Origin of the sequence: Lapillicoccus sp. (assembly GCF_025353065.1) — a bacterium.
Lineage (GTDB): Bacteria > Actinomycetota > Actinomycetes > Actinomycetales > Dermatophilaceae > Lapillicoccus.
This window is the reverse complement of sequence record NZ_JANXRJ010000037.1, coordinates 1-25077: the sequence shown is the minus strand read 5'-3', so window position 1 is coordinate 25077 and position 25077 is coordinate 1. Positions and strand designations below refer to the sequence as shown.

Here is a 25077-nt window from a genome sequence, read left to right as displayed (position 1 = left end):
CAGGACCATGCGGCGATGGTCGTAGTACCTCCCACCCGGCTGGACCTCGGCGCAGCTGACGGGCTCGAGCAGGATCAGGGTGTGTGAGGCCGCCGTGTGTGAGGCCGTCGTGTGTGAGGCCGCCGTGTGTGAGGTCGCAGTCCTTGAGGTCGCAGTCCTCGAGATCGAGCGCCTGAGGTCTCGTCGCGTCCTCAGCGGTCGAGCGCGAGCTCGTCCACCCGGGCCACGTCGGAGGCGAACTGGGTCTCGTAGAGGTCGGCGTAGAGGCCGCGTCGCGCGAGCAGCTCGGTGTGCGTGCCCCGCTCGATGATCCGGCCGTGCTCGACGACCAGGATCTGGTCGGCGCCGCGGACGGTCGAAAGACGGTGGGCGATGACGATCGACGTCCGGCCGGCCAGGGCGGCGTCGAGAGCCCGCTGGACGGCCACCTCGGACTCCGAGTCGAGGTGGGCGGTCGCCTCGTCGAGGACGACGACGCGCGGGCCCTTGAGGAGCAGCCGGGCGATCGCGAGACGCTGCTTCTCGCCGCCCGAGAGGCGGTGGCCCCGGTCGCCGACGACCGTGTCGAGACCACCGGGGAGCGTTTCCACGAGCTGGGAGACCTGGGCGGCGCGCAGGGCGTCCCACATCTGCTCCTCCGTCGCCTCCGGCCGGGCGTAGGCGAGGTTGGCGCGGATCGTGTCGTGGAAGAGGTGGGCGTCCTGGGTGACGACGCCGACCGAGTCGTGCAGCGACTGCATCGACACGTCGCGCAGGTTGCGGCCTCCGACGAGCACAGCACCTGCCGTCGGGTCGGCGAGGCGGGAGACGAGCGAGGTGATCGTCGTCTTCCCGGCGCCGCTGGGCCCGACGAGGGCGACGAGCTGGCCGGGGTGTGCCGTGAAGCTGATGTCGTGCAGCACGAGGTCACCGGCCCCGCGGTCCCCGGTGCCGGGCGCCTCGAGGGAGGCCAGCGAGACCTCGTCGGCCGAGGGGTAGCGGAACGCGACGTGCTTGAGCTGGACCTCGAGAGGCTCGTCGGGCAGGTCGGTGGCGTCCGGGGCCTCCTGCACGAGCGGCTCGAGGTCGAGGACCTCGAAGACCCGGGCGAACGACACGAGCGCCGTCATGATGTCGACCCGGACGTTGGACAGGGCGGTGAGCGGGGCGTAGAGCCGCGCGAGCAACGCGGCCAGGGCGAGGAGGGTGCCGATGGTGAGCGTGCCGTTGACGGCCATCACCCCGCCGAACCCGTAGACCATCGCCGTCGCCAGCGAGGCGACGAGCGAGAGGCCCACGAGGAAGACGGTGCGGTTCATCGCGATCCGCACGCCGCTGTCGCGGACGGCGGCGGCCCGCACGGCATACTCCTCGTCCTCGCGGTGCGGGTTGCCGAACAGCTTGACCAGCAGGGCGCCGGCGACGTTGAAGCGCTCGGTCATCCGGGTGCCCATGTCGGCGTTGAGGTTCATCTGCATGTTGGACAGCCCGGCCAGGCGCTTGCCCATCACCCGGGCCGGGATGATGAAGAAGGGCACCAGGACCAGGGCGCCGAGGGTCAGCTGCCACGACAGCGAGGCCATCGCGATGACGATGAGCACGAGCGAGACGGCGTTGCTCACGACACTCGACAGCACCGTGGTGAAGGCGGCCTGGGCACCGATGACGTCGCTGTTGAGCCGGCTGACGAGCGAGCCGGTCTGGGCGCGGGTGAAGAAGGCGATGGGCTGGCGCAGGACGTGGGAGAAGACCTGGGCGCGCAGGTCGTAGATGAGGCCTTCCCCGATGCGGGCGGAGTACCACCGCTGCCACACCGTCAGACCGGCGTCGACGACGGAGAGCAAAGCCACGACGAGCGCCAGCCGGACGACGACGCCGGAGTCCTTGCGCGTCACCCCGAGGTCGACGATGTCGCGCAGCAGCAGGGGGGAGGCGACGAGGACGACCGCATCGACGATGACGATGACGAGGAAGCCGACGAGGGGACGCAGGTAGGGCCGTGCGTAGCCCGCGACCCGGCGCGAGGTGCCCGCCGCGAGCGGCTTCGCGGCGACCGACGAGTCGCGTGAAAGGGACCGCATCATCATCCAGTTGCTGCTCACCGCCGCTGCCTCCTCGGGCTCGTCATCCCATGACTCGTCGTCTTGTCCGCAGGCCGGGCAACGCCCCGGACCGTCACCCCTATTCCACCGTGCCGTATGCCGGGCGGCTACCGACCGCCGTCAGCGGCCTTCCGCCAAGGCCGCGATCAGACCGGCGTTGACCCGGCGCTCCTCGGCGAGCTGGTCGGCCACAGGAGCATCGCCGGCCTTGCGGAGCAAGGGTTTCAGCGCTCTCAGGGCCTCCCTCGGGGTGGCGACGAGCGCGGCGACGAGGTCGGCGGTGGCGGCCTCGAGCTGGTCGGCGGGCACCGCCGCCGAGGCGAGGCCGATCGCCACGGCCTCCTGCGCGCCGACGAACCGGCCGGTCGCACAGATCTCCAGCGCCCGCGAGTAGCCCACGAGGTGGACGAGGGGTCCCGTGCCGCCGAGGTCGGGCACCATGCCCAGCGCCGTCTCACGCATCGCGAGCTGCACGTCGTCGGCGACGACCCGAAGGTCGGCCGCGAGCGCGAGCTGGAAGCCGGCGCCGATCGCGTGGCCCTGCACCGCGGCGACCACCACGGCCGGCAGCTGCGCCCAGGCGGTGAACCCGCCCTGGAAGTCCTCGATGAGCTCTTCCATGGCCCCGGTGGACGCGGCCGCCACGGACATCATGTCCGGCTCTCCGGCCACGCCACCCGGGAGGAGCATCTGGCGGTCCAAACCGGCCGAGAAGCTCTGGCCCTCGCCGCGCAGGACGACGACCCGGATGTGGGCGGGCGTGGAGGCGGCGACCTGGGCCAGGGCCCGCCAGAGGGACGGCGTCTGGGCGTTGCGCTTCGCGGGGTTGGTGAGGGTCACGGTCTGGACCTCGCCGGCCCGCTCGACGCGCAGGAACGGGTGCACGGAGGATTCGGCGTCAGAGGGCTGGGCACCAGAAGGTCCGAGGTCGGCAGGTGTGGCGGGGTCAGCAGGTGCGGCGGGGTCAGCAGGTGCGGCGCTCATCCGTGGAGGCTACAAGGGAGGTCGGACACGAGGGGCAGGGCGCCCGCCCGCCCCCAGATTGGGGTGGGAACGCGTCGTCGATGACGCGTTCTCACCCCGATCCGGGGGGTTCGGGCTCCGGGTATCGTCGGTGACGTGCCGCAGCCCACCCCTTCGCCCGCCCCCTCGCCGGGGCCAGCGGCATACCGGGTCGTCGCGGTGAGTGCGGACGACGAGCACCGCTTCAGCAAGGCGCCCCGCGAGTCGATCGAACTGCTCGTCGGGCTGGGCGTGGCCGGCGACGCGCACCTCGGGGTCACCGTCCAGCACCGGTCCCGGGTGGCGCGCGACCCGTCGCAGCCCAACCTGCGCCAGGTCCACCTCGTCGCAGGCGAGTTCCTCGACGGGGCCCGCGCGCTGGGCTTCGTCGTGGCGCCCGGCGACCTCGGCGAGAACGTCCTCACCTCGGGCATCGACCTCCTCGCCCTCCCCACGGACACCCTCGTCCACCTCGGCGACGAGGCCGTCGTCCGCGTCACCGGACTGCGCAACCCGTGCCAGCAGATCGACGACTTCCAGCACGGGCTGCTGCGACTCGCGGTCGGGCGGGACGACACGGGCGACCTCGTCCGCCGCGCCGGGGTCATGGCGGTCGTGCTGGTCGGCGGCAGGGTCCGCCCCGGTGACGCCATCCGGGTGACACCACCCGTCGAGCCGCACCAGGCGCTCCGGCCGGTCTGAGGTCCTGGGGCCGCTCGCGGATGGCCTCGCGTTAACACGTCCGGAACCTGCGACCGGCCTCGCGGCCCCATCCTTGGCGGGTGCCTCTCTCCCCCGACGTCGCTGTCGTCGCCTCGTGGACGGGGCACGTGGTCGTCTGCGGGCTCCACGGCGAGGGGCTGCGGGTCGTCGAGCAGCTCCACCAGAGCGGCGTGTCCGTCGTCGTCGTCGACGACAGCCCGGACCCGCGGCTCGTCCGCGTCCTCGAGGGAAGCGGCGTGCCGTATCTCGCCGCTGACTCCCGGGCGCCCGAGACCCTGGAGGCCGCCGGGCTGGCCGGCGCGACGGCACTCATCTGCGTGGAGAGCGATGACCTGCACACCCTCGCGACGGCCTTGCTCGCGCGCGAGCTCCAGCCCGGTCTGCGGGTCGTCGTCCAGCTGCGCAACGCTGCGGTCGGGCGGGCGCTCCAGGGCATCGGCGTCGCCGTCCTCGATGTCGCAGGGCTGGCCGCCCCGTCCATCGTCGAGTCGTGTCTGGGCACCGGGCGGTGGAACGTGATGCTCGGACGACAGGAGTTCGCCGTCGTCGAGGCCGAGTGTCGGCAGGACGGCACCCTGCGGGACCTCTACGGCGACCTCGCCCCGATCGCCGTCGTCCGGCGCGGCGGCGCCCAGGTCGAGATGACCCCGGGTCGCGACGTCGCGGTGGTGGCGGGCGACGTCGTCGTCGTGCTCGGCACGGCGGCCGACCTCGACCGCGCAGGACTCGTCGACCGCCCGTCGAGGGTCGCGCCCGACACCGAGGTCTTCGTCGGCGCCCGTGCTCCACGGCCCCAGCGCGTCCGGTCGAACCCGTTGCTACGTCAGCTGATCGGTGGCGTCGACCGACGCGTCAAGGCCGCGCTCATCGCCTTGGCCGCACTCACCGCCATGTCCGTCACCGTCCTCCTCGTGGGCTATCAGGACGCGGCAGGGCGGATGTCTCCGCTCGACGCGCTCTACTTCACGGTCGAGACGATCGGCACCGTCGGCTACGGCGACTTCTCCTTCCGCGAGCAGCAGTGGTGGCTGCGGCTGTGGGCGATCTGCCTCATGGTCCTCGGCGCGACTCTCGCCACCGTCTTCTTCGCACTGCTCACCAACGCGCTCATCGGACGGCGGATCGAGGAGACGCTCGGCCGCCGCCGGATCACCGGTCTGGACGACCACGTCGTCCTGGTCGGGCTGGGTTCGATCGGGATCGCCGTGGCAGAACGGTTGCGCGACAAAGGAGTCGACGTCGTCGTCGTCGAGCGCGATAGCCACAACCGGTTCCTCGGTGAGCTGCGGTCAGCCAGGATCCCCGTCGAGTTCGCCGACGCCACCGCGCCGGCCACGTGGGCCGAGCTGCACCTCGAACGAGCCCGGGCCGTCGCGGTGATGACCTCCGACGACCTCGTCAACATCGAGACCGGACTCGCCGTGCGCGACCTGCTCGGCGCGCGGTGGGACGAGGTGCCCGTCGTCCTCCGGCTCTTCGACAGCCGGCTGGCGGCGACGGTGGAGGGCAGCTTCGACTTCCGCTACGTCCGGTCCCCAGCGGCGCTGGCCGCGCCGTGGTTCGTCGGCGCGGCGCTCGGGCTCGACGTCATCGACACCTTCTACGTCGGCGACCGGCCGCTGCTGGTCGCCCGGCTCGACGTGCGGCCCGGCGGTGGTCTGGAGGGGACGGCGATGCGGGAGCTCTCCGCCCGCACACGGGTCGTCTCCCTCGTGCGGGCGGACGGCAGTGCCGAGCACCCCCCGCGGCGGGACACGCGCTTCGCGGCCGGCGACGCGGCACACCTCATCGGGCCGTACGAGGAGCTGCTGGCCCTGCTGCGTGCCGACGTCCTGGCGCCGGCGGCCTCCGCGGGATGAGTCAACGGGCGCCGGCGGCCCGCACGAGGACCAGCTCGGCGAGGGCGTCGGTCTCGCTCAGGGTGCCCGGCACGAACTCGACCCCGACCTGCTGAGCCTGGGCGACCATCCGGTCGCGCAGGACCCCGTCGGCGATCATGTAGGACAGCACGAGGACCCGGTCGACGGCCGGGTCGGCGTGCAGCCGCTCGACGACCTCGGCCAGGGTGTCGCCGCCCGCGAGAGCGGCCACCGTCCAGGGGCCCCAGCCGCGCCCGGCCCGGGCCGCCGCAGCCGCGCCGATCGCCGCGATCGCCTCGCGGTCGGAGGACCCACCCGCGTAGAGGATGACCGCCGTGCGCTCGTCGCGCGCGAACTTGCCTGCGGCCAATAGCTCCTCGCAGGCGACGAAGAGGAGCTCGTCGGGGCCGAGGGCGCCGGCGACCGCATACGCGCCGTGGCCGAGGGCGGTCATCTCCGCGGCCGCGACCGGCACGTCGCCCCGGACGTGGGTGGCGCGGGTGAGCAGCAGCGGGACAAGCACCCCGCCGGTCAAGCGACCCGCGACGTCGGTCGCCGACGGCGGGTGGTGGTCGAGGTATGCCGTGTGGATGCCCCGGGAGGGTGCCAGCCGGCGGACGTGGTCGACGACCGCGGCGACACCCACTGCGTGCCGGGGGTCGGGCGACCCGTGGGCGAGCAGGACGACCTCGCGCAGGTCGGGCGACGCACGGCCCTGGAGGCCCTGGAGGCCCTGGCGTCCCCGGCGTCCCCGGCTCCCCCGGCTCCCCCGGAGGTCGCCGAGCTGCGCGTGCATCGAGACGACCTCGCCGATGACGATGATGGCCGGCGCCTGCACGGCCTCCTGCTCGGCCACGTCGGCAGCCTTCTCGAGGGTCGTCACCGTCGTGCGCTGGTCGTCGGTCCACCCCGACTCGACGAAGGCGACCGGGGTGCTCGGTGAGCGACCCGCCGCCATCAGCTGCTCCGCGGTCTCGCGCAGCGTCGTGATGCCCATCAGGAGGACGAGGGTCGAGGAGACCGGTGCGTCCCGCAGGGCTTCGAGCGCGGCCCCCGCGCCCTCGTGGGCGGAGGCGACGACGAACGACGCGGTGATGCCGCGCTGGGTGACGGGGATGCCGGCCGCGGCCGGCACGGAGATCGCCGAGGTCACCCCGGGGACGACCTCGACGGGGACGCCGTTCGCGAGGCAGTGCAATGCCTCCTCGCCGCCGCGGCCGAGGACGAACGGGTCACCGCCCTTGAGCCGCACGACGTCACGCCCCGCGAGGGCGTGCTCGACGATGAGCTCGTTGATCCGTTCCTGGCTGATGGGGTGGTGACCTGGGGTCTTGCCGACGTCGATGACCTCGACGTCGGGGCCGAGGTCGTCGAGGAGGGAGCGCGGACCGAGCCGGTCGGCGACGACGACGTCGGCCGCGGCCAGCACCGTCCGCCCGCGAACGGTGATGAGGTCGGCGTCACCGGGTCCGCCGCCGACGAGCCACACCCGGCCGATCCTCGGGGGGTCAACGGGCGCAACGGAACTGGGATGCGAGACGGGACGCAACCGTCGAACCGGGAGGCTGCCGCTCTCGAGGCCGGCGGCGATCGCGTCGCGGACGGCCACCGCGCGGCGTGGGTCTCCCCCGCCCGTGACGGCGACGGTCAGGCCCTCGGCGGGGCTCCCGACGGCGCCGCGCGAGACCGCTGGTGTCCAGGCGCTCGAGGCCGACGCGAGGTCGGCGCGGACGCACCAGACGCGCTGGGCGTCGGCCGCACGCATCACCTCGGCGTCCACGTCGGGGACGCCGGTCGCGGTGTGGACGAGCCAAGCCGGTTCCGGGAGGACGAGATCGGCGACGCGGAACGCCACGGGTGACCAGCGCACCGCACCCTCCGACACGAGGATGGTCATCTCCGGACCGAGCTCCGGCGCGACGACGTCGACCCGGGCACCGGCATCCAGCAGACCCCGCGCCCGGCGGGCCGCCACCGGGCCGCCCCCGACGACCAGGACCCGGCGACCGTTGAGGTCCAGCGCGAGCGGGTAGTCGGGGCGGGCCTGTTCAGGCGCCCGGTCGGGCACCACGTGAGGGGGACGGTCCGGCAAGGCTTCGGGCATGACAGACATTCTGTGGGACCTACGTTTCTGCCGTATGTCGTCACCCTCTCGCAAGGGAGAGCATCGCGGTGAGGCGCCGACCCGGCATACGGGATGGGCGGGTCAGGTGTGCAGACCGCACTCGGTCTTGGACCGTCCCGCCCACCGACCGGCGCGCTCGTCCTCGCCCGGGGCGATGGCCCGCGTGCAGGGACCGCAGCCGATGGAGGCGTAGCCCTCGGACTTGAGGGGGTTCTCGAAGACACCCTCCTCGTCGATGAAGCGCTGCACGTCGTCGTGGCTCCAGGCGGCGAGGGGGTTGACCTTCACCATCTCGCGCTTCTCGTCGTAGGCGACGACCGGTGTCTGCGCGCGGGTGTCGGACTCGTCGCGGCGCAGCCCACTGACCCAGGCCTGACGACCCTTCAGCGCCCGCGACAAGGGCTCCACCTTGCGCATCTGGCAGCAGAGGTCGGGATCGCGGTCGTGCAGCTGAGGACCGAACTCGACGTCCTGCTGCTTGACGCTGAGTAGCGGCAGCATGGTGCGGACGTTGACGGGCATCATCACCGCGTAGGCGTCGCGGGTGCCGATCGTCTCTGCGAAGTGGTAGCCGGTGTCGAGGAAGAACACGTCGACGCCGGGGATCGTCGTCCCGGCGAGGTGGGCCATGACGGTGTCGCCCATCGAGCTCGCGACGGTGAGGGCCTCGCCGAAGGTCTCGTGGGCCCAGCGCAGGGCGCGGCGGGCCATCTCGACCCGATCCTCGTATGCCGCGGGCTCACGTCCCGGCCCCAGGTCACCGACGATCTCGGTGCCCTCGGCGACGAGCGCCCGCAGCGTCTCCGACCGGCACCGGTCGTCGCTCAGCCGGCCAGCACCGCGGGTGATCGTGGCGGTCACGGGGTTCCTCCTCGGGTCGACGGACGGCTGGGCACGGCTGGTCGGGACGTCATCGCAGCTCGTCCTCGTCGACGCGGCGGGCCCAGGTGGCGAACCGCTCACCGTCCTCGCGCTGGTCGAGGTAGCGGGCGCCGAGGCGCTCGACGTAGTCGGGCAACGCGTCGGCGGTGACCCGCAGCTGACGGGTCTTGCGCGCGAGCTGGGCGTCGGCGCCGATGCTGCCGCCGAGGTGGACCTGGAAGCCCTCGACGTCCTGGCCGTCGTCGTCCTGCATGATCAGGCCCTTGAGACCGACGTCCGCGACCTGGAAGCGGGCGCAGGAGTTGGGGCAGCCGTTGACGTGGAGGGTGAAGGGTGCGTCGAACCCGGGCAGCCGCTTCTCGAGCTCCTCGACGACCGTCCGGGCGCGTGCCTTGGTCTCGACGAGGGCGAGCTTGCAGAACTCGATGCCCGTGCAGGCCAGCACGCCGCGACGGAACTCGCTCGGGCTGCTCGTCAGGCCGATCTCCTCGAGGGCGGCGGTGAGTGGGGCGACCTCGTCGGCAGGAACGTCGAGGACGAGGAGCTTCTGCTGGGCGGTGAGACGCACGCGGCCGGAGCCGTGGGTGGTGGCGATGTCGGCCAGGCGCACGAGGGTGTCCCCGCTGATCCGGCCCGCGACGGGGGCGACTCCCACCCAGTGGCGGCCGTCCTTCTGGCGGTGCACGCCGACGTGGTCACGGCGGAGGTCGCCGGGATCGGCGGGCGGTGGGCCGTCGAGGAGGGTGCGTCCGAGGTAGTCGCGCTCGAGCACCTCGCGGAACTTCTCTGGGCCCCACTGCGCCATCAGGAACTTCAGCCGCGCCTTGTTGCGCAGCCGCCGGTAGCCGTGGTCGCGGAAGATCGAGACGACGCCCTTCCAGACCTCGGGCACCTCCTCGAGGGGCACCCAGGCGCCGAGCCGCTGAGCGAAGATCGGGTTGGTGGAGAGGCCGCCGCCGACCCAGACGTCGAAGCCGGGGCCGTGCTCGGGGTGCACGACACCGACGAAGGAGATGTCGTTGGCCTCGTGGGTGACGTCGAGGCTCGGGCTGCCGGAGATCGCGGTCTTGAACTTGCGCGGCAGGTTGGAGAACTCCGGGTCGCCGATGTAGCGGTCGCGGATCGCCTCGAGCGCCGGTGTGCCGTCGATTATCTCGTCCGCGGCGACACCGGCGACGGGCGAGCCGAGGATGACGCGGGGCGTGTCGCCGCAGGCCTCGGTGGTCATCAGCCGGACGGCCTCGAGCCGGTCCCAGATCTCGGGGACGTCCTGGATCCGGATCCAGTGGAGCTGGATGTTCTGGCGGTCGGTGACGTCGGCGGTGCCACGGGCGAACTCGGTGCTGATGCCGGCGATCGTGCGCAGCTGCTCACCCGAGAGGGCGCCGCCGTCGCTGCGGATGCGCAACATGAAGTACTCGTCGTCGAGCTCGCTGGGGTCGAGCGTCGCGGTCCTGCCCCCGTCGATGCCGGGCTTGCGCTGGGTGTAGAGCCCCCACCAGCGCATCCGGCCGCGCAGGTCGTCGTCGATGATGCTGTCGAAACCCTCACGGGAGTAGGTCTCGATGATCCGCCGGCGGACGTTGAGACCGTCGTCCTCCGCCTTGATGGCCTCGTTGTGGTTCAGCGGGGTCCGGTCGCCGTCGGCCCAGGCGCCTGTCGCCTTGCCGGCCTGCCGCTGGGGGCGGCCGGCCGCGGGCGCTGCTGGGGAGGTGAGGGGTGCGCGGGTGGACGTCGAGGACACGTTGTCAGTTTGCGCCGGATTCTTCCCCCTCGCATAACTGTCCATTATCTGAACCGATGCGCTGGGTTATATGCATGAGGACGCACAGAGCCCTACTGGATCAGCAGGAAATAGGACCTTGCGGGCTGCCGTGGCGGGAGCGGGCGGGATCCCCCTACTGGGTGATGGCCTGGACCTCGGCAACGGGGATCGCGGCGGTCGCCGTCGGTCCGGAGATGAAGGGACCGAAGCCAGGGATGACCACCGGTGCTCCCGCATTGACGAAGGTCAGCTTCCAGACCGGCGTCGCCGTGGCCGCGAACGCGGGCTGGCCGTCGACCGAGGCGGACCCGTGGACGGAGGACATCTGATAGGCGTAGGTGCACTGGCTCGACGCCTGGGCCGCCGAGGTGACCCAGGGGCAGCTCAGGCCGGCCGACCCGTCCCCGGGGGTGAACTGGATGTGGTCGGGCGTGGCGATGGCGACCAGCCCGAACGCGGACGACCCACGCCGCTCTCCTCCGAGGCCCGACATCCACAGCCACGTCGGCAGGTCGACGAGGGTGCGGGTCGAGGGGTTGAACGCCAGCGCACCGTGCGGCAGGCCGAGCTTGCCGATCGCGTCGGCGGCCTGCACCGGCAGGGGTGGTGGTGGGGGCGGACCCGCCGTACCACCCGACCAGAACGGCGTCGGAACCGGCGGGCCGAAGGTCCCGGGCTTGAGGCAGTAGCGGATCATCGCGGTCGAACCGGGTGGCTGCGTGCCCGGTGGGGCGAGGACCGGCGCGATCCAGGGCCCGTCGTAGCACTCGCTGGTGGCGCTCTGGCAGTAGGTGTAGCCGGCATCCAGCTGACACAGAGGGGTAGTGGGCCCGCCCGGGCCGGGACCCGGTGCTCCCGGTCCTCCAGGACCACCCGGGGTGCCCGGCCCCCACTTCGTACACACGTAGACGAGCTGGCCCGTCGACGGGTCGAAGTGCGGCACCCGGATGAGACAGGCCGGGTCTGCTGATGCCGACCCCACCGGCAGCGCGACAGCACAGACCAGCCCCAACATCGCCACCACGACTACTCGCACCACGCTTCGCACCGAACATCTCCTTAGTGACATGGGCCGACCGCCTTGACTCCCGAGACCAGCCACGCGCCCGAGGCCCGGGTGAGCGTGAAGGTCGATGTTGTTGCCTCGCCCGGCTGGGCGCCTGCTGTGGAGGTCGCCGTCGCCGTCACGGCGTACACCGACGTGGCGTCGAGGCACGCGGTGATACTCGCCACGCCGCCCGTGACGGTCGCCGTCTTCACCGTGACCACCGTCTTGCCCAGGACCTTGTAGCCGGCGCCCTGGGTGGTCACGAGGTTCTTGCCGATCTGCGTTGCGAACGGCTCGGCAGCGACCTTGCGAAGGGCGGTCATGTCGAGCGCACGACCGCCGGCGAAGGTGTCGACCGCGGTCGTGTAGGCGTTCAGCGCCGCAACCACTGCCTGGTCGTCCGGGGAGCCGGTGACCGCGGAGGTCCCGCCCGAGGACGCGCCCGAGGAGGCGGCAGACGTGCCGCTGTAGGCCGGGAGCGTCGAGCCGCCCGTGCCCGAGCAGGCCGTGAGCACCAGCGCGCTGGCCAGCGCGACCGTCATGAGGACGCCGTCGGGGCGTCGAGCCGTCACCGCCATCCCCCTACCCTCCTGCTGCGACGGGGAAGGGCGCTCCCCCGGATCTTCAGTGCGGCGCCCTCCACGGCCCCGGCGTTCCCTCGGATGGTACGCAAGTCGAGGAGGTGCACCGCGGACGCTGCACGTAGTTTAACTCCGAGCAGGCCGTTTCAGGGCCGAACGATGGTCACTCCGGCCCCCGCGCCCGGTGCCCCCATCAGACTCAGGGCTGCCCCCGCACCCTCGAGGTCGACGATCCGCGTCACCAGCCGGCCGGGATCCAGGCTCCCGTCGGCCAGCATCGCCAGCAGCGGCGGGTAGTCGTGGGCGGCCATCCCGTGCGAACCGTGGACGGACAGCTCGAGGGCGACCACGCGGTCCATCGGCAGGGGCGGCGTGGCGTCCGGGCCGAAGAGCAGCCCGACCTGCACGTGCCGCCCCCGACGTCGCAGCGAGGACACCGACGTGACGGCGACGGTGGCCGACCCCACGGCGTCCACGCCGACGTGGGCCCCCCCGCGGGTGGCCTCGACGATGGCGGCGACCGTGTCCGCGGAACGGTCACCTGCGCCGGGGTCGAGGACGATCTCCGCGCCCAGCTCGAGCGCGAGGGCGCGGGCCGCGGGTGCGGGGTCCGTGACGAGCACCCGCGCCCCGAGCGCGACCCCGATCATCAACGCGGAGAGGCCGACCCCGCCGGCTCCGTGGACGGCGAGCCACTGCTCGGGGGCGAGTCCGCCGTGCGCGGTGAGCCCCCGGTATGCCGTGGCGAAGCGGCATCCCAACGACGCCGCAGCGACGTCATCGACCGCGTCGGGAAGGGCGACGAGGTTGAGGTCCACGGCGTGGAGGACGACCTGGTCGGCGAACGACCCCCAGTGGGTGAAGCCCGGCTGGGTCTGCTCGGGGCACACCTGCGCCTCGCCGGCGCGGCACCAGTCGCACCGGCCGCAGCCACAGACGAACGGCACCGTCACCCGGTCGCCGACCCGCCACCGCTCGACACCGGCGCCCACCTCGGCCACTGTCCCGGAGAGCTCGTGGCCGGGCACGTGCGGCAACACCACGGGGTCGTGACCCATCCACGCGTGCCAGTCGGAGCGGCATACCCCGGTCGCCAGGACGTCGACGACGACCCCACCGTCCGGCGCGGACGGGTCAGGGACCTCGATCAGGTCCGGCACCACCTGATAGGTCGGATAGACCACCGCCCGCACCTCGACCACCTCTTCCCTCGCGCCCGCACCCGTCCCTGGCTCCGTCAGTGACGACCAGTGTGGTCCAGCGGTGTCGGATCGGGCCGCGTGGGGCACATCAAGGCCATGAGCGAGCACGACACCAGAGAGGGCGAGCTCGACGAGGCGGTCGACCGCATCATCGAGCTCGGGAAGCCGCGACTGCACCGGTCGTTCCCCCAGCAGCTCCTGACCGGAATGGTCGGCGGCAGCGAGCTGGCGTTCGGCGTCCTCGCCCTCTTGGTCGTGGAGCACCAGACCGGCAGCGTCCTGCTCGGCGCGCTGGCCTTCAGCGTCGGGTTCCTCGCGCTGCAGCTGGGTCACAGCGAGCTGTTCACCGAGGGGTTCCTCGTGCCGGTGACGACGGTCTTCGCCAAGGAGGGCACGGTGCCGCAGCTGCTCCGGCTCTGGGGTGGGACCTTCGTCGGGAACATGGTCGGCGGGTGGGTGGCGATGGGGCTGATCGTCCTGGGCTTCCCCGAGCTGCACGGCCTGCTGGCGACTCGGGGGGCGCACTTCGCGTCGACCGGACCGACCTGGAGCTCGCTCGCCCTCGCCGTCCTGGCCGGTGCGGCCCTGACCCTGATGACGCGGATGCACAACGGCACCGACGACGAGATGGCCAAGGTCGCCGCCACGGTGGGCATCGCCTTCGTCGTGGCCGGCACCGGGGTGCTGCACAGCGTGCTGGACGCGCTCCTGCTCTTCGGGGCCATCCTCTCCGGGTCGGGCGTGACCTACCTCGACTGGCTCGGCTTCGAGTGGTGGGTGGTGCTCGCCAACATGGCCGGTGGCATCCTGCTGGTCACGGCGACCCGCATCGTCCGCAGCAAGGACGCCCTGGACAGGAAGAGCCGGACCGCAGCGCACCAGGACGACTGACCCACGACCACGGGCGTGCGCCGGGCTCGTCGGGCGGTCGTCAGGCCAGCGAGATGAGGTCGAGGTAGTCGGGACCCCAGAGGTCCTCGACGCCGTCGGGCAGCAGCAGGATCCGCTCGGGCTCGAGCGCCTCGACGGCGCCCTCGTCGTGACTGACCAGGACGACGGCGCCCTTGTAGGTGCCCAGCGCCCCGAGGATCTCGGCGCGGGAGGCGGGGTCGAGGTTGTTGGTGGGCTCGTCGAGGAGCAGGACGTTGGCCGAGGAGACGACGAGCATCGCCAGGGAGAGCCGGGTCTTCTCGCCACCGGAGAGGACCTTGGCGGGCTTGAGCACGTCATCGCCGGAGAAGAGGAACGAGCCGAGCGTCTTGCGGACGTCAGTCTCGCCGAGCTCCGGGGCCGCGGTCTTCATGTTCTCGAGGACGGTGCGCTCGATGTCGAGGTTCTCGTGCTCCTGGGCGTAGTAGCCCAGCTTCAGCCCGTGACCCGGCTCGACCTGACCGGTGTCGGGTGCGTCGACCCCGGCGAGCATCCGCAGCAGCGTCGTCTTGCCGGCACCGTTGAGCCCGAGGACCACGACGCGCGAGCCGCGGTCGATCGCGAGGTCGACGTCGACGAAGACCTCGAGCGAGCCGTAGGTGCGGGACAGCCCGGACGCGCGGAGCGGCGTCTTGCCGCACGGCGCCGGCTCCGGGAAGCGCAGCTTGGCGACCTTGTCGACGACCCGCTCCCCCTCGATGCCGGCCAGCAGCCGCTCGGCGCGACGCGCCATGTTCTGTGCCGCAACGGCTTTCGTCGCCTTGGCCCGCATCTTGTCGGCCTGGGCCATCAGCACCCCGGCCTTCTTCTCGGCGTTCTGGCGCTCGCGCTTGCGGCGCCTCTCGTCGGTCTCGCGCTGGGTGAGGTAGGACTTCCAGCCGATGTTGTAGATGTCCATCTCGGCGCGGTTGGCGTCGAGGTGGAAGACGCGGTTGACGATCGAGTCGAGGATCGCGACGTCGTGGCTGATGATCACGAGGCCGCCCTTGTAGCTCTTGAGGTAGTCCCGCAGCCAGAGGACCGAGTCGGCGTCGAGGTGGTTGGTCGGCTCGTCGAGGAGCAGGGTGCTCGCCCCCGAGAACAGGATGCGCGACAGCTCGACGCGGCGGCGCTGGCCACCCGACAGGGTGCGCAGCGGCTGGTCGAGGATGCGCTCGTCGAGCGCGAGGGCGGACGCGATGCTCGCGGCCTCGGACTCCGCGGCATACCCACCCTGGGCGGTGAACTCGTCGTCGAGCCGGCTGTAACGCCGCATCGCCTTCTCGTGCACCACCTCGTCCTCGGAGGCCATCGCCTTCTCGGTCTCGCGCAGGTTGCGGATGATCGTGTCGAGGCCGCGGGCGGCGAGGATGCGGTCGCGGGCGAGCACCTCCATGTCGCCGGTTCGCGGGTCCTGCGGGAGGTAGCCCACCTCGCCCGAGGAAGTCACGTCGCCCTTGGCGGCCTGCGCCTCCCTCGCGAGGACCTTGGTGAGGGTCGTCTTGCCGGCGCCGTTGCGCCCGACGAGCCCGACCCGGTCGCCCTGGGCGATGCGGAAGGTCGCGTTGTCGAGCAGGAGTCGGGACCCAGCACGCAGCTCGATCCCGGTAGCGACGATCACGATGGTCCTTCGGTCAGGTGGGGCCGTCGGAGTGCTCGCGTCATTGGTGCGCCGTCACGGCAGAGGTAAAGACTCCCCCAGTTTGCCAGTCGATCGGGCTGCGGCCGAATCCTCGCCGTCGTCAGGGTCTTCTGCCTCGCGGGCGACGGCCCGGCAGCGCTCGCAGGCGCAGGTCCGTGTCGTGTGCGAGGTGCCGGCGTTGCGGGTCGCTCCGGGTGCCCAGAGCGGCTCGGGAAGGTGTCCGGGGAGCGCGTAGGTCGGGTGCAGCTCGGGGTCGAGGTCGGGGTCGGGGTCGGGGCTCGATCGGGCGCCGTTGCAGCACGGGCACGGCTGGTAGCCGCGCTCGCGGGCGGCCTGCCGGTCCTCGAGGTGGCCGCAGAACCGGCAGCGGTGGGTGGGTGAGGACGCTCATCCGGCTCTGTCCGGGAGCCGCACCGGCATCAGGAGGGACCAGGTCGTCTCGGTCCCACCCCTGCCGGCGATGACCAACGGCGTGATCGGGCCGTCCAGACGGAGGACGGGCTGCTGTCCCGAGGCCTCCACCGCATCGAGGGCGTCGAGGAGGAACTCGCGGCGCACCGCCACCCCGGGTCCCTCGTCGACGCTGAGCCGGTCGTCGCTCAGGGAGAGGACGACGAGGTCCGCGCCGTCCTCTCCCGTATGCCGCGGGCTCGCCGCCCGCACCAGGGTCGCCAGGGCGCTCGCGTCCGCTTCCCCCTCGCCGAGGTGCTGCAGGTGGTCGAGGAGACGACGGTGGTCGGGGTAGTCACCCGGCACCAACCGCTCCTCCACGACGTCTCCGGATGCTGTCTCCAGTCGGATCACTGTGTGGGAGATAGCGATCCGCACCCGCCCGGTGGGCCTCGTCGCGATGACCTCGCCCACCCACGTCGTCGGGGCCACGGCAGTGGTGGTCGCGGTCTCCGTCCTCCGGTGGACCGGAGCGTCCGCGACAGCCATCCGGAAGCGGTCGGTGGCGACTGCCCGACAGGTCGTCCCGTCGAGCTCGAGCAGCACCCCGTGGAGGACGGGGAAGTCCGGGTCCGAGCCGACCGCGAACCGGACGGCGAGCAGGACGGCGACGAGCTGGACCCCGTCCACCACCCACTCCTCTGTCGCCGTCGTCGTGCCCGCACAGCCCTCGTCGCCCGCGTCGGCGAGCAGCGTCATCAACCGGCCCGCTTCCCGGCGCGCGTCCACCAACCCCTCCTCCAGCCGGGCGACGTGGCCGGCGACGATCCCACGGACCGAGGCGACATCTCCGTCCCCGTCTGGGCCGCTCCCGAGGTGGTCCACGGCGACGGCGATGTCGGCCAGCGGGACCCCGATCCGGCGCATCCCCGCGACGAGACGGGCGAGACGCAGCTGGGCGGCGGCATACCGGCGGTAGCCCGTGGCCGGATCGACGACGGCTGGCGCGAGGACGCCCTCGCGGTCGTAGAAGCGCAGCGCGCTGACCGTGAGACCGCTCGCCCGCGCGAGCTCGCCGATCCCCAGCAGCTCTGTCATGGCGCCACTGTGGACCCTCGACCGGGTCGAGGGTCAAGCCGTCGTGCTGAGGACAGGTCGCGTCGGGCCTTTCCCCAGACCGTATGCCCGTCGGGGTCAGGTCCGGGGGTAGCAGGTGGGGACGCTCAACGGGCACGAGTCCGGTATGCCGCGGACTGGCGGCACATACCGGGCACCTGCCGGTCCTGCGTCCCCGCTGGAGCCGGGGCGAGCTCGGCGGGCTACTGGTTGATCCGGGTAACCGCGAAGGCCTCGGCGAGGCGCCCCTCGGGCAGCCCGGCAGCCGCGGCCGTGGCCCCGTTCCACTGTCGGAGCATCTGCTCGAGGCCGTCCCCGAGGTGCGACGTCTGGGAGGCGTGGGCCTGCAGCGCGCGGACCTTGCGCTCGAACCGGTCGGTGGTGTCGACGACGTGCGACGTCTCGCGGTGCGCCATCAGCCACAGCTCGGTGACCTTCCACGGCGGCAGGCCCTCGTCAACGAGCTCCGGCCAGGCGTGGGGGTTCTCGGCAGCGGGGTAGACCGCGCGGACCGTCGCCTCGCCGGCCGCCAGGTGGTCGGGGTGGGAGGCCTGGAGGCGCTGGTAGATCCGCTCGGGGGACTGGCACAGCACCCGGCGCGGGCGCACCTCGCGGATGACGGCGACGATGGCCCGCTGCAGCTCGGGAGCGGGCACGAGCCAGCCATCGCTCCAGCCGTCGATGAACCGGACGTCGGTGACGCCGAGCTCCGCCGAGGCCGCCTTCTGCTCCCGCTCGCGGATGGCCGGCATCTCCGAGCGAGGCGTGTCGTCGAAGCCGCCCTGCTCACCGCGGGTGCAGAGCAGCAGCGTGACCTCGATGCCCGCGTCGACCCAGCTGGCGAGGGTGCCGGCGGCCCCGAAGTCGGCGTCATCGGGGTGGGCCGCCACGACGAGGGCCCGCCCCACCTCGTCGTCGGGCAGCGGCTCCCCCCACAGCACTGCGGTGGGACGTTCGACGGGTTGCCGGGGGGTGTCGGTCATGGCGTCAGCCTAAGCAGCCGAGGCGGGAACGATCGAGGGACGGCCCGACGTCAGGCGGTGGCGCTGCGCAGCACCAGGGCTGCGACGGCCAGCACCAGCAGGACGACGGGCGGCGCCAGCGCATACTCCTTGGCGCGCACGTGGAAGACGACCGCCCCGACGAAGTAGAGCGCCACCCCGATGGCGGCAGCGATGCCGATGGGCGCGACCCACAGGCCAACGAGGAGACCGACGCCGCCGAGGATCTTCAGGACCGCCAGCACCCACAACCGGTCCTCGGGCCAGCCGACCGCATTCATGTTGCCGACCACGGCCGGGACCTTGGCGAGGGTGGCCGCCCCGGAACCCAGGATGGCGACGGCGAGGACGATCGAGACGATGGCAGCGAGAGTGAACATGACGGCAGTCTAGCCCCTAAACGGACCATGGTCCGGATCCGGGGCACGCCCGTTTCCGGTGACCGGGCCTCGCAGTGGTTCAAGGCACCCCGGGGTGTCGGGCGCACCGCCGTGAGCGGGCGGCAGACGAGACCTTGGTCGGCGCCTCGGGTAACCTCGCCCCTCGTGACCCACCCCGCCGTGACCCTGCGTCCGATCAGCGCGCAGGAGCACCTGTCCTTCGTGGCGGCCCGGTCGGGGAGCTTCCTGCAGACCCCGGCGTGGGGGCAGCTGAAGAACGACTGGATCAGCGAGTCGCTGGGGTGGTTCGTGGGCGAGGAGATGGTCGCCGCGGCGCTCGTGCTCTACCGGCAGATCCCGCGCGTCAAGCGTTGTCTCGCCTACCTGCCCGAGGGGCCGGTCACGGCCGACGGCGGCTGGGCCGGCCCCTACGTGCTCGACGTGCTGCGCACCCTGCGGGACCACGCCAAGGCCAGGGGCGCCTTCACCCTGCGGATCGGTCCTGCGCAGCCGGTCCGACGCTGGCACACCGACACCATCAAGGCCGCGATCGCCGACGACACCGTCCGCTCCCTCACGCAGGTGACGGCCGACGAGACCGACGAGACGGGCACGATGCTGACCACCCTGCTCACGCGCCTCGGCTTCGAGCACCTCACCGCGGAGGACGGGTTCTCTGCCGGCCAGCCGCAGTTCGTCTTCCAGCTCCCCCTCGGCGGCAAGTCGGAGGACGACCTCCTCACCGGCATGAACCAGCTGTGGCGGCGCAACATCAAGAAGGCCGCGAAGGCGGGTGTCGTCGTCGAGCAGGCAGGCGCAGCAGACCTGCCCGACTTCCACCGCGTGTATGCCGAGACGGCCGAACGCGACCACTTCATCCCCCGCCCGCTCTCCTACTTCCAGCGGATGTTCGAGGTGATGCTCGCCGAGGACCCCGACCGGATCCGGCTCTATCTCGCCCGTCACGAGGGAGACGTCGTGGCCGCGACGACATGGGTCCGCGTCGGCCGTCATACGTGGTACTCCTACGGCGCCTCGACCGCGGCCAAGCGGGAGGTGCAGGGCTCGACCGCCATCCAGTGGCGGATGATGCGCGAAGCCCTTGCCGCCGGCGCCACGATCTACGACCTGCGCGGCATCACCGACACCATCGCCTCGGACGACCCGCACATCGGCCTGATCCGCTTCAAGGTGGCGACCGGCGGCGAGGCGGTCGAGTATGTCGGTGAGTGGGACCTCCCACTGAATACGTTGCTGCACAGGGCTTTCGGCCTCTACATGAAGCGGCGGGGCTGAGCCTGTGAGCCTCACTCTCTACGTCGACGCCGCCCGCTGGCGCGCCCACCTCGACCGCACCATCCGCGCCAATCCCGGCCTCGTGCCGGTGGTCAAGGGCAACGGCTACGGCTTCGGCCTTGACCTCCTGCTCGCCGAGGCCACCCGGCTGCACGGCTCGGCCGGTGTCAGCCAGATCGCGGTCGGCACGTATGCCGAGGCAAGACTCGCGTTGTCGGCCTACCCCGGCGACGTCCTCGTCCTCGAGCCCTACCGAGCGGTCCTCCACGCCGACCTCCCCCACCTCGGCGACCACGCCCTGATCCACAACGTGGTCTCCGCGGCCGACGCGACCGACCTCGGTCGTCGGGTCGCCGACCGGGGCCGGCCCCGGGTGCTCGTCGAGGGGCTCGCCTCGATGAACCGCTTCGGTATGCCGTTCGACGGGATGGGTGCGCTCCTGGCGCACTGCAGCTCGGAGGCTGGGGCCGCTGTCGACCTGGCGGGTGCGAGTCTCCACCTCCCCCTCGGCGCGGGACACCTGGCGGAGGTCACCCGTTGGGTCGACGCCTTCGACGTCTCCCGGTGGTATCTCTCCCACACGACCCCTGGTGAGCTGGCCTCCCTCAAGACCCGCAGCCCGGCGATCGACGTCCGCCCACGGATCGGCACCAGCCTCTGGCTCGGTGACCTCGGCGCCCTGTCCGTCCGGGGCCACGTCCTCGACGCGCGCGCCGTCGCGGGCGGCGATCGCGCCGGCTACCGGCAGCGCAGGCTGCGCGCCGGGACCCTCGTCGTCGTCAGCGGGGGCACCGCGCACGGGGTCGCCCTCGAGGCGCCTTCCGCGGCGACCACACCGCGCCAGCGCGCCATCGCCGTCGCGGAGGGCGTGCTGGAGGCGGCGGGCCGGGTCCGGTCGCCGTTCACGATCGCCGGTCGCGCAGCGTGGTTCGTCGAACCGCCGCACATGCAGGTCAGCCTCCTGTCCCTGCCCGAGGGGGTCACCCCCCCGGTGGTGGGCGACGAGGTGGAGGTGCGGGTGCGGCATACGACGCTGCACGCCGACGAGGTCGTCCTCGCCTAGGGGCGCCGGGCAGGGCACTACTCTGGGCCACCGACGAGCCGACGAGCTACCGCAGGAGGGAAAGGCATGGCCTTCAACGAGAACGTCCGGCTGGACACTTCTCAGGTGACCGGTGGGAGCTCCGGCGGCGGTTTCGGTGGCGGCTCGGGCGGGGGCGGGGGCTTCCCCGGCGGCATCCAGGTCGGCGGCGGCATCGGCGGGATCATCGTCCTCGTCCTCGTGCTCATCTTCGGAGGCGACGTCCTCGGCGGCAGCGGGACCACCGACCCGGGGGTGACGCAGCCGGGCGCTAGCAGCCCGCTCCAGCCCTCACAGGTGGCCCCCGGCGGCGCGAAGTCGGGTGCCGGCTTCTCCCGGTGCAGGACCGGGGCGGACGCCAACCGCAACGACGACTGCCTCGTGATCGCCACCGTCAACAGCGTCCAGGCCTACTGGGCCCAGGCGCTCCCCACCTACGGCCGGCAGTACAAGTCCGCCAACACGGTCCTCTACTCCGGCCAGACCCAGTCGGCCTGCGGCACGGCGTCCAACCAGGTCGGCCCGTTCTACTGCCCCCTCGACCAGCTGGTCTACATCGACTCGAGCTTCTTCGCCGAGCTGCAGCAGCGGTTCGGCTCCGACGGGGGGCAGCTCGCGAAGGAGTATGTCGTGGCCCACGAGTACGGCCACCACATCCAGGACATCCTCGGCATCCTCGGCCGCGCCCAGCAGGACCCCCAGGGCGCCCAGTCCGGGTCCGTGCGCCTCGAGCTGATGGCCGACTGCCTCGCCGGCACCTGGGTGCGCCACGCGGTCGAGACCAAGGACGCGAGCGGCACGCCCTTCCTCGAGCCGGTCACCCAGCAGGACATCGCCTCGGCCCTGTCGGCGGCGTCGGCCGTCGGCGACGACCGGATCCAGAAGTCGGTCCAGGGCCGGGTCACCCCCGAGAGCTGGACCCACGGCTCGAGCGCGGCCCGGCAGAAGTGGTTCACCACCGGCTACACCAGTGGTGCCCTCTCGCAGTGCGACACCTTCGCGGTGCAGAACGTCGAGTAACGCCCCGCTCCTTGCTCCGAGAGTGCCCGTTCCGACCCCTCAGCGGGCCGAAACGGGCACTCCGGAAGCAAGAGGGGAGTTCTAGGGGGTGTCGGTCAGGGTGATCCGGACGGCACGGCCACGGCGGAGGCAGTCGTCGAGGACCGCGCGCCTCGGGTCGCCGATGTCCCACAGCTCACGCCGCGGCAGGCCGGCCACCGCCCGCAGTGACGACTCGGCGAGGACGGCGGCAGCGAGCGTCCGGTCGCCCCCGACCACCAGCCCGGCCGGTATGCCGCGGGCCCCCGTCCGTGGCGACTCGTCACCTCCGAGGAGCACCCGCAGGGCATGCCCCGCGACCGCCTCGACGAGCGCGTCCGCCTGGTTGTCGCGGCGACGGGCGAAACGTTGCTGTGACCAGCCGCCCGCAGCCGTCCGCGACTGGACGTGGCGCGTGCCGACCTTGTGCAGCGTGAGCGCGCCGGCATGGGCCAGGGCGACGGCATACCCGCCGCGCCGCACGAGGACCACACCCAGCGGCTCGTAGGGGAACCACTCGAACACCGCACTGGCGCCGTCTCCCCCGGCGACCGACGCGACCCGCCCGTCGACCTCGCGGGACACGACGCCGTCGTGCCGCTCACCGAAGCCGGCCACCCAGCGGTCGATCCGTTCGGGTGCCACCTCCACGACGCGGGTCGGTCGCGATGCTGCTGCGGCGGGAGTCACCGGGCCATCGTGCCGCACGCGGAGCGCGTCGCTCACCGACCCCCGTGGTCAACGCGACGGTAGCCGGCGTCAGCGCAGGGTCGTGCGCGCCGAGATCTGGCCGGTGTTGAACCCGAAGAGGTGCAGGCCGCCGTGGAATCGGGCGTGCTCGATCTTCAGGCAGCGGTCCATGACGACCGACAGGCCGGCGGCCGCGGCCTTCGCCGCCGCCTCGTCGCTCCGGACGCCGAGCTGCAGCCACACGGTCTTCGCGCCGACCGCCGCGGCCTCATCGACCAGCGCGGGGGTCTCCTCCGCCCGGCGGAAGACGTCGACGAGGTCGGGGACCACGGGCAGCGACGCGAGGTCGGGGTAGATCTCGCGGCCGAGGATCGTCTCGCCCTTCGCGGCGGCGATGGGGTTGACGAAGTAGGTGTCGTAGTCGGTCGAGGCCAGCAGGTAGGTCGCGACGAAGAACGACGCCCGCGCCGGGTTGGGCGACGCGCCAACGACCGCAACGGTATTCGTGGCCCGCAGGAGGTCGAGCCGCTCGCGGGCGCCGGGCCCGACCCAGTCACGCGCGGTCATCGGCTCACTCTTTCGTCGCTGCGGCGAGCGCCTGGTCGAGGTCGGCGATGATGTCCTCGACGTCCTCGAGCCCGACGGAGATGCGCACCAGCCCGGGCTCGACGCCGGCGTCGAGCAGCTGCTGCTCCGAGAGCTGCGCGTGGGTCGTCGAGGCCGGGTGGATCACGAGCGTCTTGGTGTCACCGATGTTGGCCAGGTGCGAGGCGAGGTCGACGCTCTCGATGAACGTCTGCCCGACCGAGCGGCCGCCGTGCACCTCGAACGTGTAGACCGACCCGGGACCGGCGGGCATGTAGCGCAGCGCCCGCTCGTGGTCAGGATGGGCCGGCAGACCTGCCCAGTTGACAGCGGCCACACGCGGGTCGGCGTCGAGCCACTGCGCGACGACCCGCGCGTTGTCGACGTGGGCCTGCATCCGGAAGGGCAGCGTCTCGACGCCCTGCGCCAGCAGCCACGCCGAGTGCGGCGCGAGGCTGGGGCCCATGTCGCGCAGCTGCTCGGCGCGCAGCCGCGTCAGGAAGGCGTACTCGGCGAAGTTGCCGTGCCACGTCAGCCCGCCGTAGTGCGGCACCGGCTCGGTGAAGAGCGGGAAGCGGCCGTTGGACCAGTCGAAGCGCCCTGACTCCACGACGACCCCACCGAGGGTCGTGCCGTGCCCACCGAGGAACTTCGTCGCCGAGTGCACGACGATGTCGGCGCCCCACTCGATCGGACGGTTGAGGAAGGGCGTGGCCACGGTCGAGTCGACGACGAGCGGTATGCCGTGGGCGCGCGCCACATCGGCCAGACCCTCGAGGTCGGCGACGGCCCCGGAGGGGTTGGCGATGCTCTCGACGAAGAGCAGCTTGGTGCGGTCGGTGACGGCCGCGGCATACGCCTCGGGTGAGCCGGAGGTGACGAAGGTCGTCTCGACGCCGAACCGGCGCAGCGTGACGTCGAGCTGCGTCACCGAGCCGCCGTAGAGCGAGGCGCTGGCGACGATGTGGTCCCCGGCGCCGGCGAGCGCGGCGAAGGTGATGAGCTCCGCGCCGAGCCCCGACGACGTCGCGACCGCGCCGAGCCCGCCCTCGAGGGAGGCGATCCGCTCCTCGAAGCTGGCGACCGTGGGGTTGGACAGGCGGCTGTAGACGTTGCCGTACTTCTGCAGCGCGAAGCGGGCCGCAGCGTCGGCCGTGTCGTCGAAGACGAACGCGCTCGTCTGGTAGATCGGCAGCGCCCGCGCACCGGTCACCGCGTCGGGGATGTTGCCGGCGTGGATCGCGCGCGTGCGAAAGCCGTAGTCGCGGTCACCCACGCCCGTGCCCCGCGTGCCCGTCAGAGGTTGAAGCCGAGGGCGCGCAGCTGCTCGCGGCCGTCGTCGGAGATCTTGTCCGGACCCCACGGCGGCATCCAGACCCAGTTGATCCGGAAGCCGTTGGTCAGGCCCTCGAGCGCCGACGCGGTCTGGTCCTCGATCACGTCGGTCAGCGGGCAGGCCGCCGAGGTCAGCGTCATGTCGATGATCGCCTGCGACGCGGAGTCGACGGTGATGCCGTAGATGAGGCCGAGGTCGACGACGTTGATCCCCAGCTCGGGGTCGACGACGTCGCGCAGCGCTTCCTCGACGTCGGCGACGTTGGCCGGCGGGGCCGAGCTGGTGCTGGTGGTGTCGGTCAGGTCGGTCATGTGATCAGCCCTTCGGTGTGGCGTGGGTCGAGAA

22 protein-coding genes are annotated in these 25077 nt (G+C 72.1%); 6 read left to right on the top strand and 16 right to left on the bottom strand.

Annotated elements, in window-relative coordinates; genetic code table 11:
• Nucleotides 1-191 precede the first annotated feature (191 nt).
• Both Q0R63_RS03530 and Q0R63_RS03525 read right to left on the bottom strand, forming a co-directional pair.
• Nucleotides 192-2066 carry an ABC transporter ATP-binding protein gene (locus Q0R63_RS03530; RefSeq protein ID WP_295694146.1) on the bottom strand — a complete coding sequence of 625 codons (1875 nt, stop codon included), beginning with the start codon at nucleotides 2064-2066 and terminating at the stop codon, nucleotides 192-194.
• Between the two features lie 135 nt (nucleotides 2067-2201).
• A complete protein-coding gene (locus tag Q0R63_RS03525; RefSeq protein WP_295694070.1) occupies nucleotides 2202-3065 on the bottom strand; it encodes an enoyl-CoA hydratase/isomerase family protein in 864 nt (287 codons plus the stop codon).
• 135 nt (nucleotides 3066-3200) lie between these two features.
• Between Q0R63_RS03525 and Q0R63_RS03520 the strand changes: the two genes are divergently transcribed.
• Nucleotides 3201-3785, top strand: coding sequence for an MOSC domain-containing protein (locus Q0R63_RS03520; RefSeq protein WP_295694067.1), 585 nt, complete (start codon nucleotides 3201-3203; stop codon nucleotides 3783-3785).
• Nucleotides 3786-3865: 80 nt separating this feature from the next.
• On the top strand, nucleotides 3866-5665 hold the full coding sequence (locus Q0R63_RS03515) for a potassium channel protein (protein WP_295694065.1): 1800 nt from the start codon (nucleotides 3866-3868) through the stop codon (nucleotides 5663-5665).
• A gap of 1 nt (nucleotide 5666) precedes the next feature.
• Here the strand turns inward: Q0R63_RS03515 and cobA are convergent, their stop codons facing one another.
• The 6 genes from cobA to Q0R63_RS03485 form a co-directional block, all read right to left on the bottom strand.
• On the bottom strand, nucleotides 5667-7769 hold the full coding sequence (gene cobA, locus Q0R63_RS03510) for a uroporphyrinogen-III C-methyltransferase (RefSeq protein WP_295694061.1): 2103 nt from the start codon (nucleotides 7767-7769) through the stop codon (nucleotides 5667-5669).
• A 102-nt stretch (nucleotides 7770-7871) separates the two neighbouring features.
• Nucleotides 7872-8651, bottom strand: coding sequence for a phosphoadenylyl-sulfate reductase (locus tag Q0R63_RS03505; RefSeq protein WP_295694058.1), 780 nt, complete (start codon nucleotides 8649-8651; stop codon nucleotides 7872-7874).
• Nucleotides 8652-8700: 49 nt separating this feature from the next.
• The gene (locus Q0R63_RS03500; protein WP_295694057.1) at nucleotides 8701-10416 is read right to left on the bottom strand and encodes a nitrite/sulfite reductase; all 1716 of its coding nucleotides are present in this window, start codon (nucleotides 10414-10416) and stop codon (nucleotides 8701-8703) included.
• Nucleotides 10417-10570: 154 nt separating this feature from the next.
• Nucleotides 10571-11476, bottom strand: coding sequence for a hypothetical protein (locus Q0R63_RS03495; RefSeq protein WP_295694054.1), 906 nt, complete (start codon nucleotides 11474-11476; stop codon nucleotides 10571-10573).
• A 20-nt stretch (nucleotides 11477-11496) separates the two neighbouring features.
• The gene (locus Q0R63_RS03490; protein ID WP_295694050.1) at nucleotides 11497-12057 is read right to left on the bottom strand and encodes a hypothetical protein; all 561 of its coding nucleotides are present in this window, start codon (nucleotides 12055-12057) and stop codon (nucleotides 11497-11499) included.
• Nucleotides 12058-12212: 155 nt separating this feature from the next.
• Entirely contained in the window at nucleotides 12213-13259 is a 1047-nt protein-coding gene (locus Q0R63_RS03485) for an alcohol dehydrogenase catalytic domain-containing protein (protein WP_295694047.1), read from the bottom strand.
• A 105-nt stretch (nucleotides 13260-13364) separates the two neighbouring features.
• On the opposite strand from Q0R63_RS03485, the gene Q0R63_RS03480 reads away from it, so the two are divergent.
• Complete coding sequence (locus Q0R63_RS03480; RefSeq protein WP_295694044.1) at nucleotides 13365-14159, top strand: formate/nitrite transporter family protein; 795 nt, start codon at nucleotides 13365-13367, stop codon at nucleotides 14157-14159.
• Nucleotides 14160-14199: 40 nt separating this feature from the next.
• Here Q0R63_RS03480 and Q0R63_RS03475 read toward each other — a convergent pair whose 3' ends face one another.
• The 4 genes from Q0R63_RS03475 to Q0R63_RS03460 all read right to left on the bottom strand — a co-directional run bounded on the left by Q0R63_RS03475 (nucleotide 14200) and on the right by Q0R63_RS03460 (nucleotide 18706).
• A complete protein-coding gene (locus Q0R63_RS03475; RefSeq protein ID WP_295694041.1) occupies nucleotides 14200-15798 on the bottom strand; it encodes an ABC-F family ATP-binding cassette domain-containing protein in 1599 nt (532 codons plus the stop codon).
• A gap of 408 nt (nucleotides 15799-16206) precedes the next feature.
• Entirely contained in the window at nucleotides 16207-17307 is a 1101-nt protein-coding gene (locus Q0R63_RS03470; protein ID WP_295694038.1) for a MerR family transcriptional regulator, read from the bottom strand.
• Nucleotides 17308-17528: 221 nt separating this feature from the next.
• Nucleotides 17529-18308, bottom strand: coding sequence for a PIG-L deacetylase family protein (locus tag Q0R63_RS03465; protein WP_295694037.1), 780 nt, complete (start codon nucleotides 18306-18308; stop codon nucleotides 17529-17531).
• A gap of 50 nt (nucleotides 18309-18358) precedes the next feature.
• Nucleotides 18359-18706, bottom strand: coding sequence for a DoxX family protein (locus Q0R63_RS03460; protein ID WP_295694034.1), 348 nt, complete (start codon nucleotides 18704-18706; stop codon nucleotides 18359-18361).
• Between the two features lie 165 nt (nucleotides 18707-18871).
• Here Q0R63_RS03460 and Q0R63_RS03455 point away from each other — a divergent pair, with 165 nt between their 5' ends.
• The 3 genes from Q0R63_RS03455 (at nucleotide 18872) to Q0R63_RS03445 (ending at nucleotide 22103) form a co-directional block, all read left to right on the top strand.
• On the top strand, nucleotides 18872-20002 hold the full coding sequence (locus Q0R63_RS03455; protein WP_295694032.1) for a peptidoglycan bridge formation glycyltransferase FemA/FemB family protein: 1131 nt from the start codon (nucleotides 18872-18874) through the stop codon (nucleotides 20000-20002).
• Nucleotides 20003-20006: 4 nt separating this feature from the next.
• The gene (locus Q0R63_RS03450; RefSeq protein WP_295694028.1) at nucleotides 20007-21065 is read left to right on the top strand and encodes an alanine racemase; all 1059 of its coding nucleotides are present in this window, start codon (nucleotides 20007-20009) and stop codon (nucleotides 21063-21065) included.
• A gap of 66 nt (nucleotides 21066-21131) precedes the next feature.
• The gene (locus Q0R63_RS03445) at nucleotides 21132-22103 is read left to right on the top strand and encodes a neutral zinc metallopeptidase (protein ID WP_295694024.1); all 972 of its coding nucleotides are present in this window, start codon (nucleotides 21132-21134) and stop codon (nucleotides 22101-22103) included.
• Nucleotides 22104-22184: 81 nt separating this feature from the next.
• On the opposite strand, the gene Q0R63_RS03440 is transcribed toward Q0R63_RS03445, so the two are convergent.
• From Q0R63_RS03440 to Q0R63_RS03425, 4 genes are all read right to left on the bottom strand, one after another.
• Entirely contained in the window at nucleotides 22185-22811 is a 627-nt protein-coding gene (locus tag Q0R63_RS03440) for an acVLRF1 family peptidyl-tRNA hydrolase (RefSeq protein WP_295694021.1), read from the bottom strand.
• Between the two features lie 69 nt (nucleotides 22812-22880).
• The gene (locus tag Q0R63_RS03435; protein ID WP_295694019.1) at nucleotides 22881-23378 is read right to left on the bottom strand and encodes a CoA-binding protein; all 498 of its coding nucleotides are present in this window, start codon (nucleotides 23376-23378) and stop codon (nucleotides 22881-22883) included.
• Nucleotides 23379-23382: 4 nt separating this feature from the next.
• Nucleotides 23383-24672, bottom strand: coding sequence for an O-acetylhomoserine aminocarboxypropyltransferase/cysteine synthase family protein (locus Q0R63_RS03430; protein ID WP_295694016.1), 1290 nt, complete (start codon nucleotides 24670-24672; stop codon nucleotides 23383-23385).
• Nucleotides 24673-24692: 20 nt separating this feature from the next.
• Nucleotides 24693-25043, bottom strand: coding sequence for a metal-sulfur cluster assembly factor (locus tag Q0R63_RS03425; protein WP_295694013.1), 351 nt, complete (start codon nucleotides 25041-25043; stop codon nucleotides 24693-24695).
• Nucleotides 25044-25077 lie beyond the last annotated feature (34 nt).

What these genes read in the sequence shown, in the direction of transcription:
- cobA (WP_295694061.1), bottom strand. Translation starts at nt 7,769, where the DNA reads ATGCCCGAAGCCTTGCCGGACCGTCCCCCTCACGTGGTGCCCGACCGG.
- Q0R63_RS03460 (WP_295694034.1), bottom strand. Translation starts at nt 18,706, where the DNA reads ATGTTCACTCTCGCTGCCATCGTCTCGATCGTCCTCGCCGTCGCCATC.
- Q0R63_RS03465 (WP_295694037.1), bottom strand. Translation starts at nt 18,308, where the DNA reads ATGACCGACACCCCCCGGCAACCCGTCGAACGTCCCACCGCAGTGCTG.
- Q0R63_RS03480 (WP_295694044.1), top strand. Translation starts at nt 13,365, where the DNA reads ATGAGCGAGCACGACACCAGAGAGGGCGAGCTCGACGAGGCGGTCGAC.
- Q0R63_RS03525 (WP_295694070.1), bottom strand. Translation starts at nt 3,065, where the DNA reads ATGAGCGCCGCACCTGCTGACCCCGCCGCACCTGCTGACCCCGCCACA.
- Q0R63_RS03530 (WP_295694146.1), bottom strand. Translation starts at nt 2,066, where the DNA reads ATGATGATGCGGTCCCTTTCACGCGACTCGTCGGTCGCCGCGAAGCCG.
- Q0R63_RS03435 (WP_295694019.1), bottom strand. Translation starts at nt 23,378, where the DNA reads ATGACCGCGCGTGACTGGGTCGGGCCCGGCGCCCGCGAGCGGCTCGAC.
- Q0R63_RS03470 (WP_295694038.1), bottom strand. Translation starts at nt 17,307, where the DNA reads ATGACAGAGCTGCTGGGGATCGGCGAGCTCGCGCGGGCGAGCGGTCTC.
- Q0R63_RS03445 (WP_295694024.1), top strand. Translation starts at nt 21,132, where the DNA reads ATGGCCTTCAACGAGAACGTCCGGCTGGACACTTCTCAGGTGACCGGT.
- Q0R63_RS03425 (WP_295694013.1), bottom strand. Translation starts at nt 25,043, where the DNA reads ATGACCGACCTGACCGACACCACCAGCACCAGCTCGGCCCCGCCGGCC.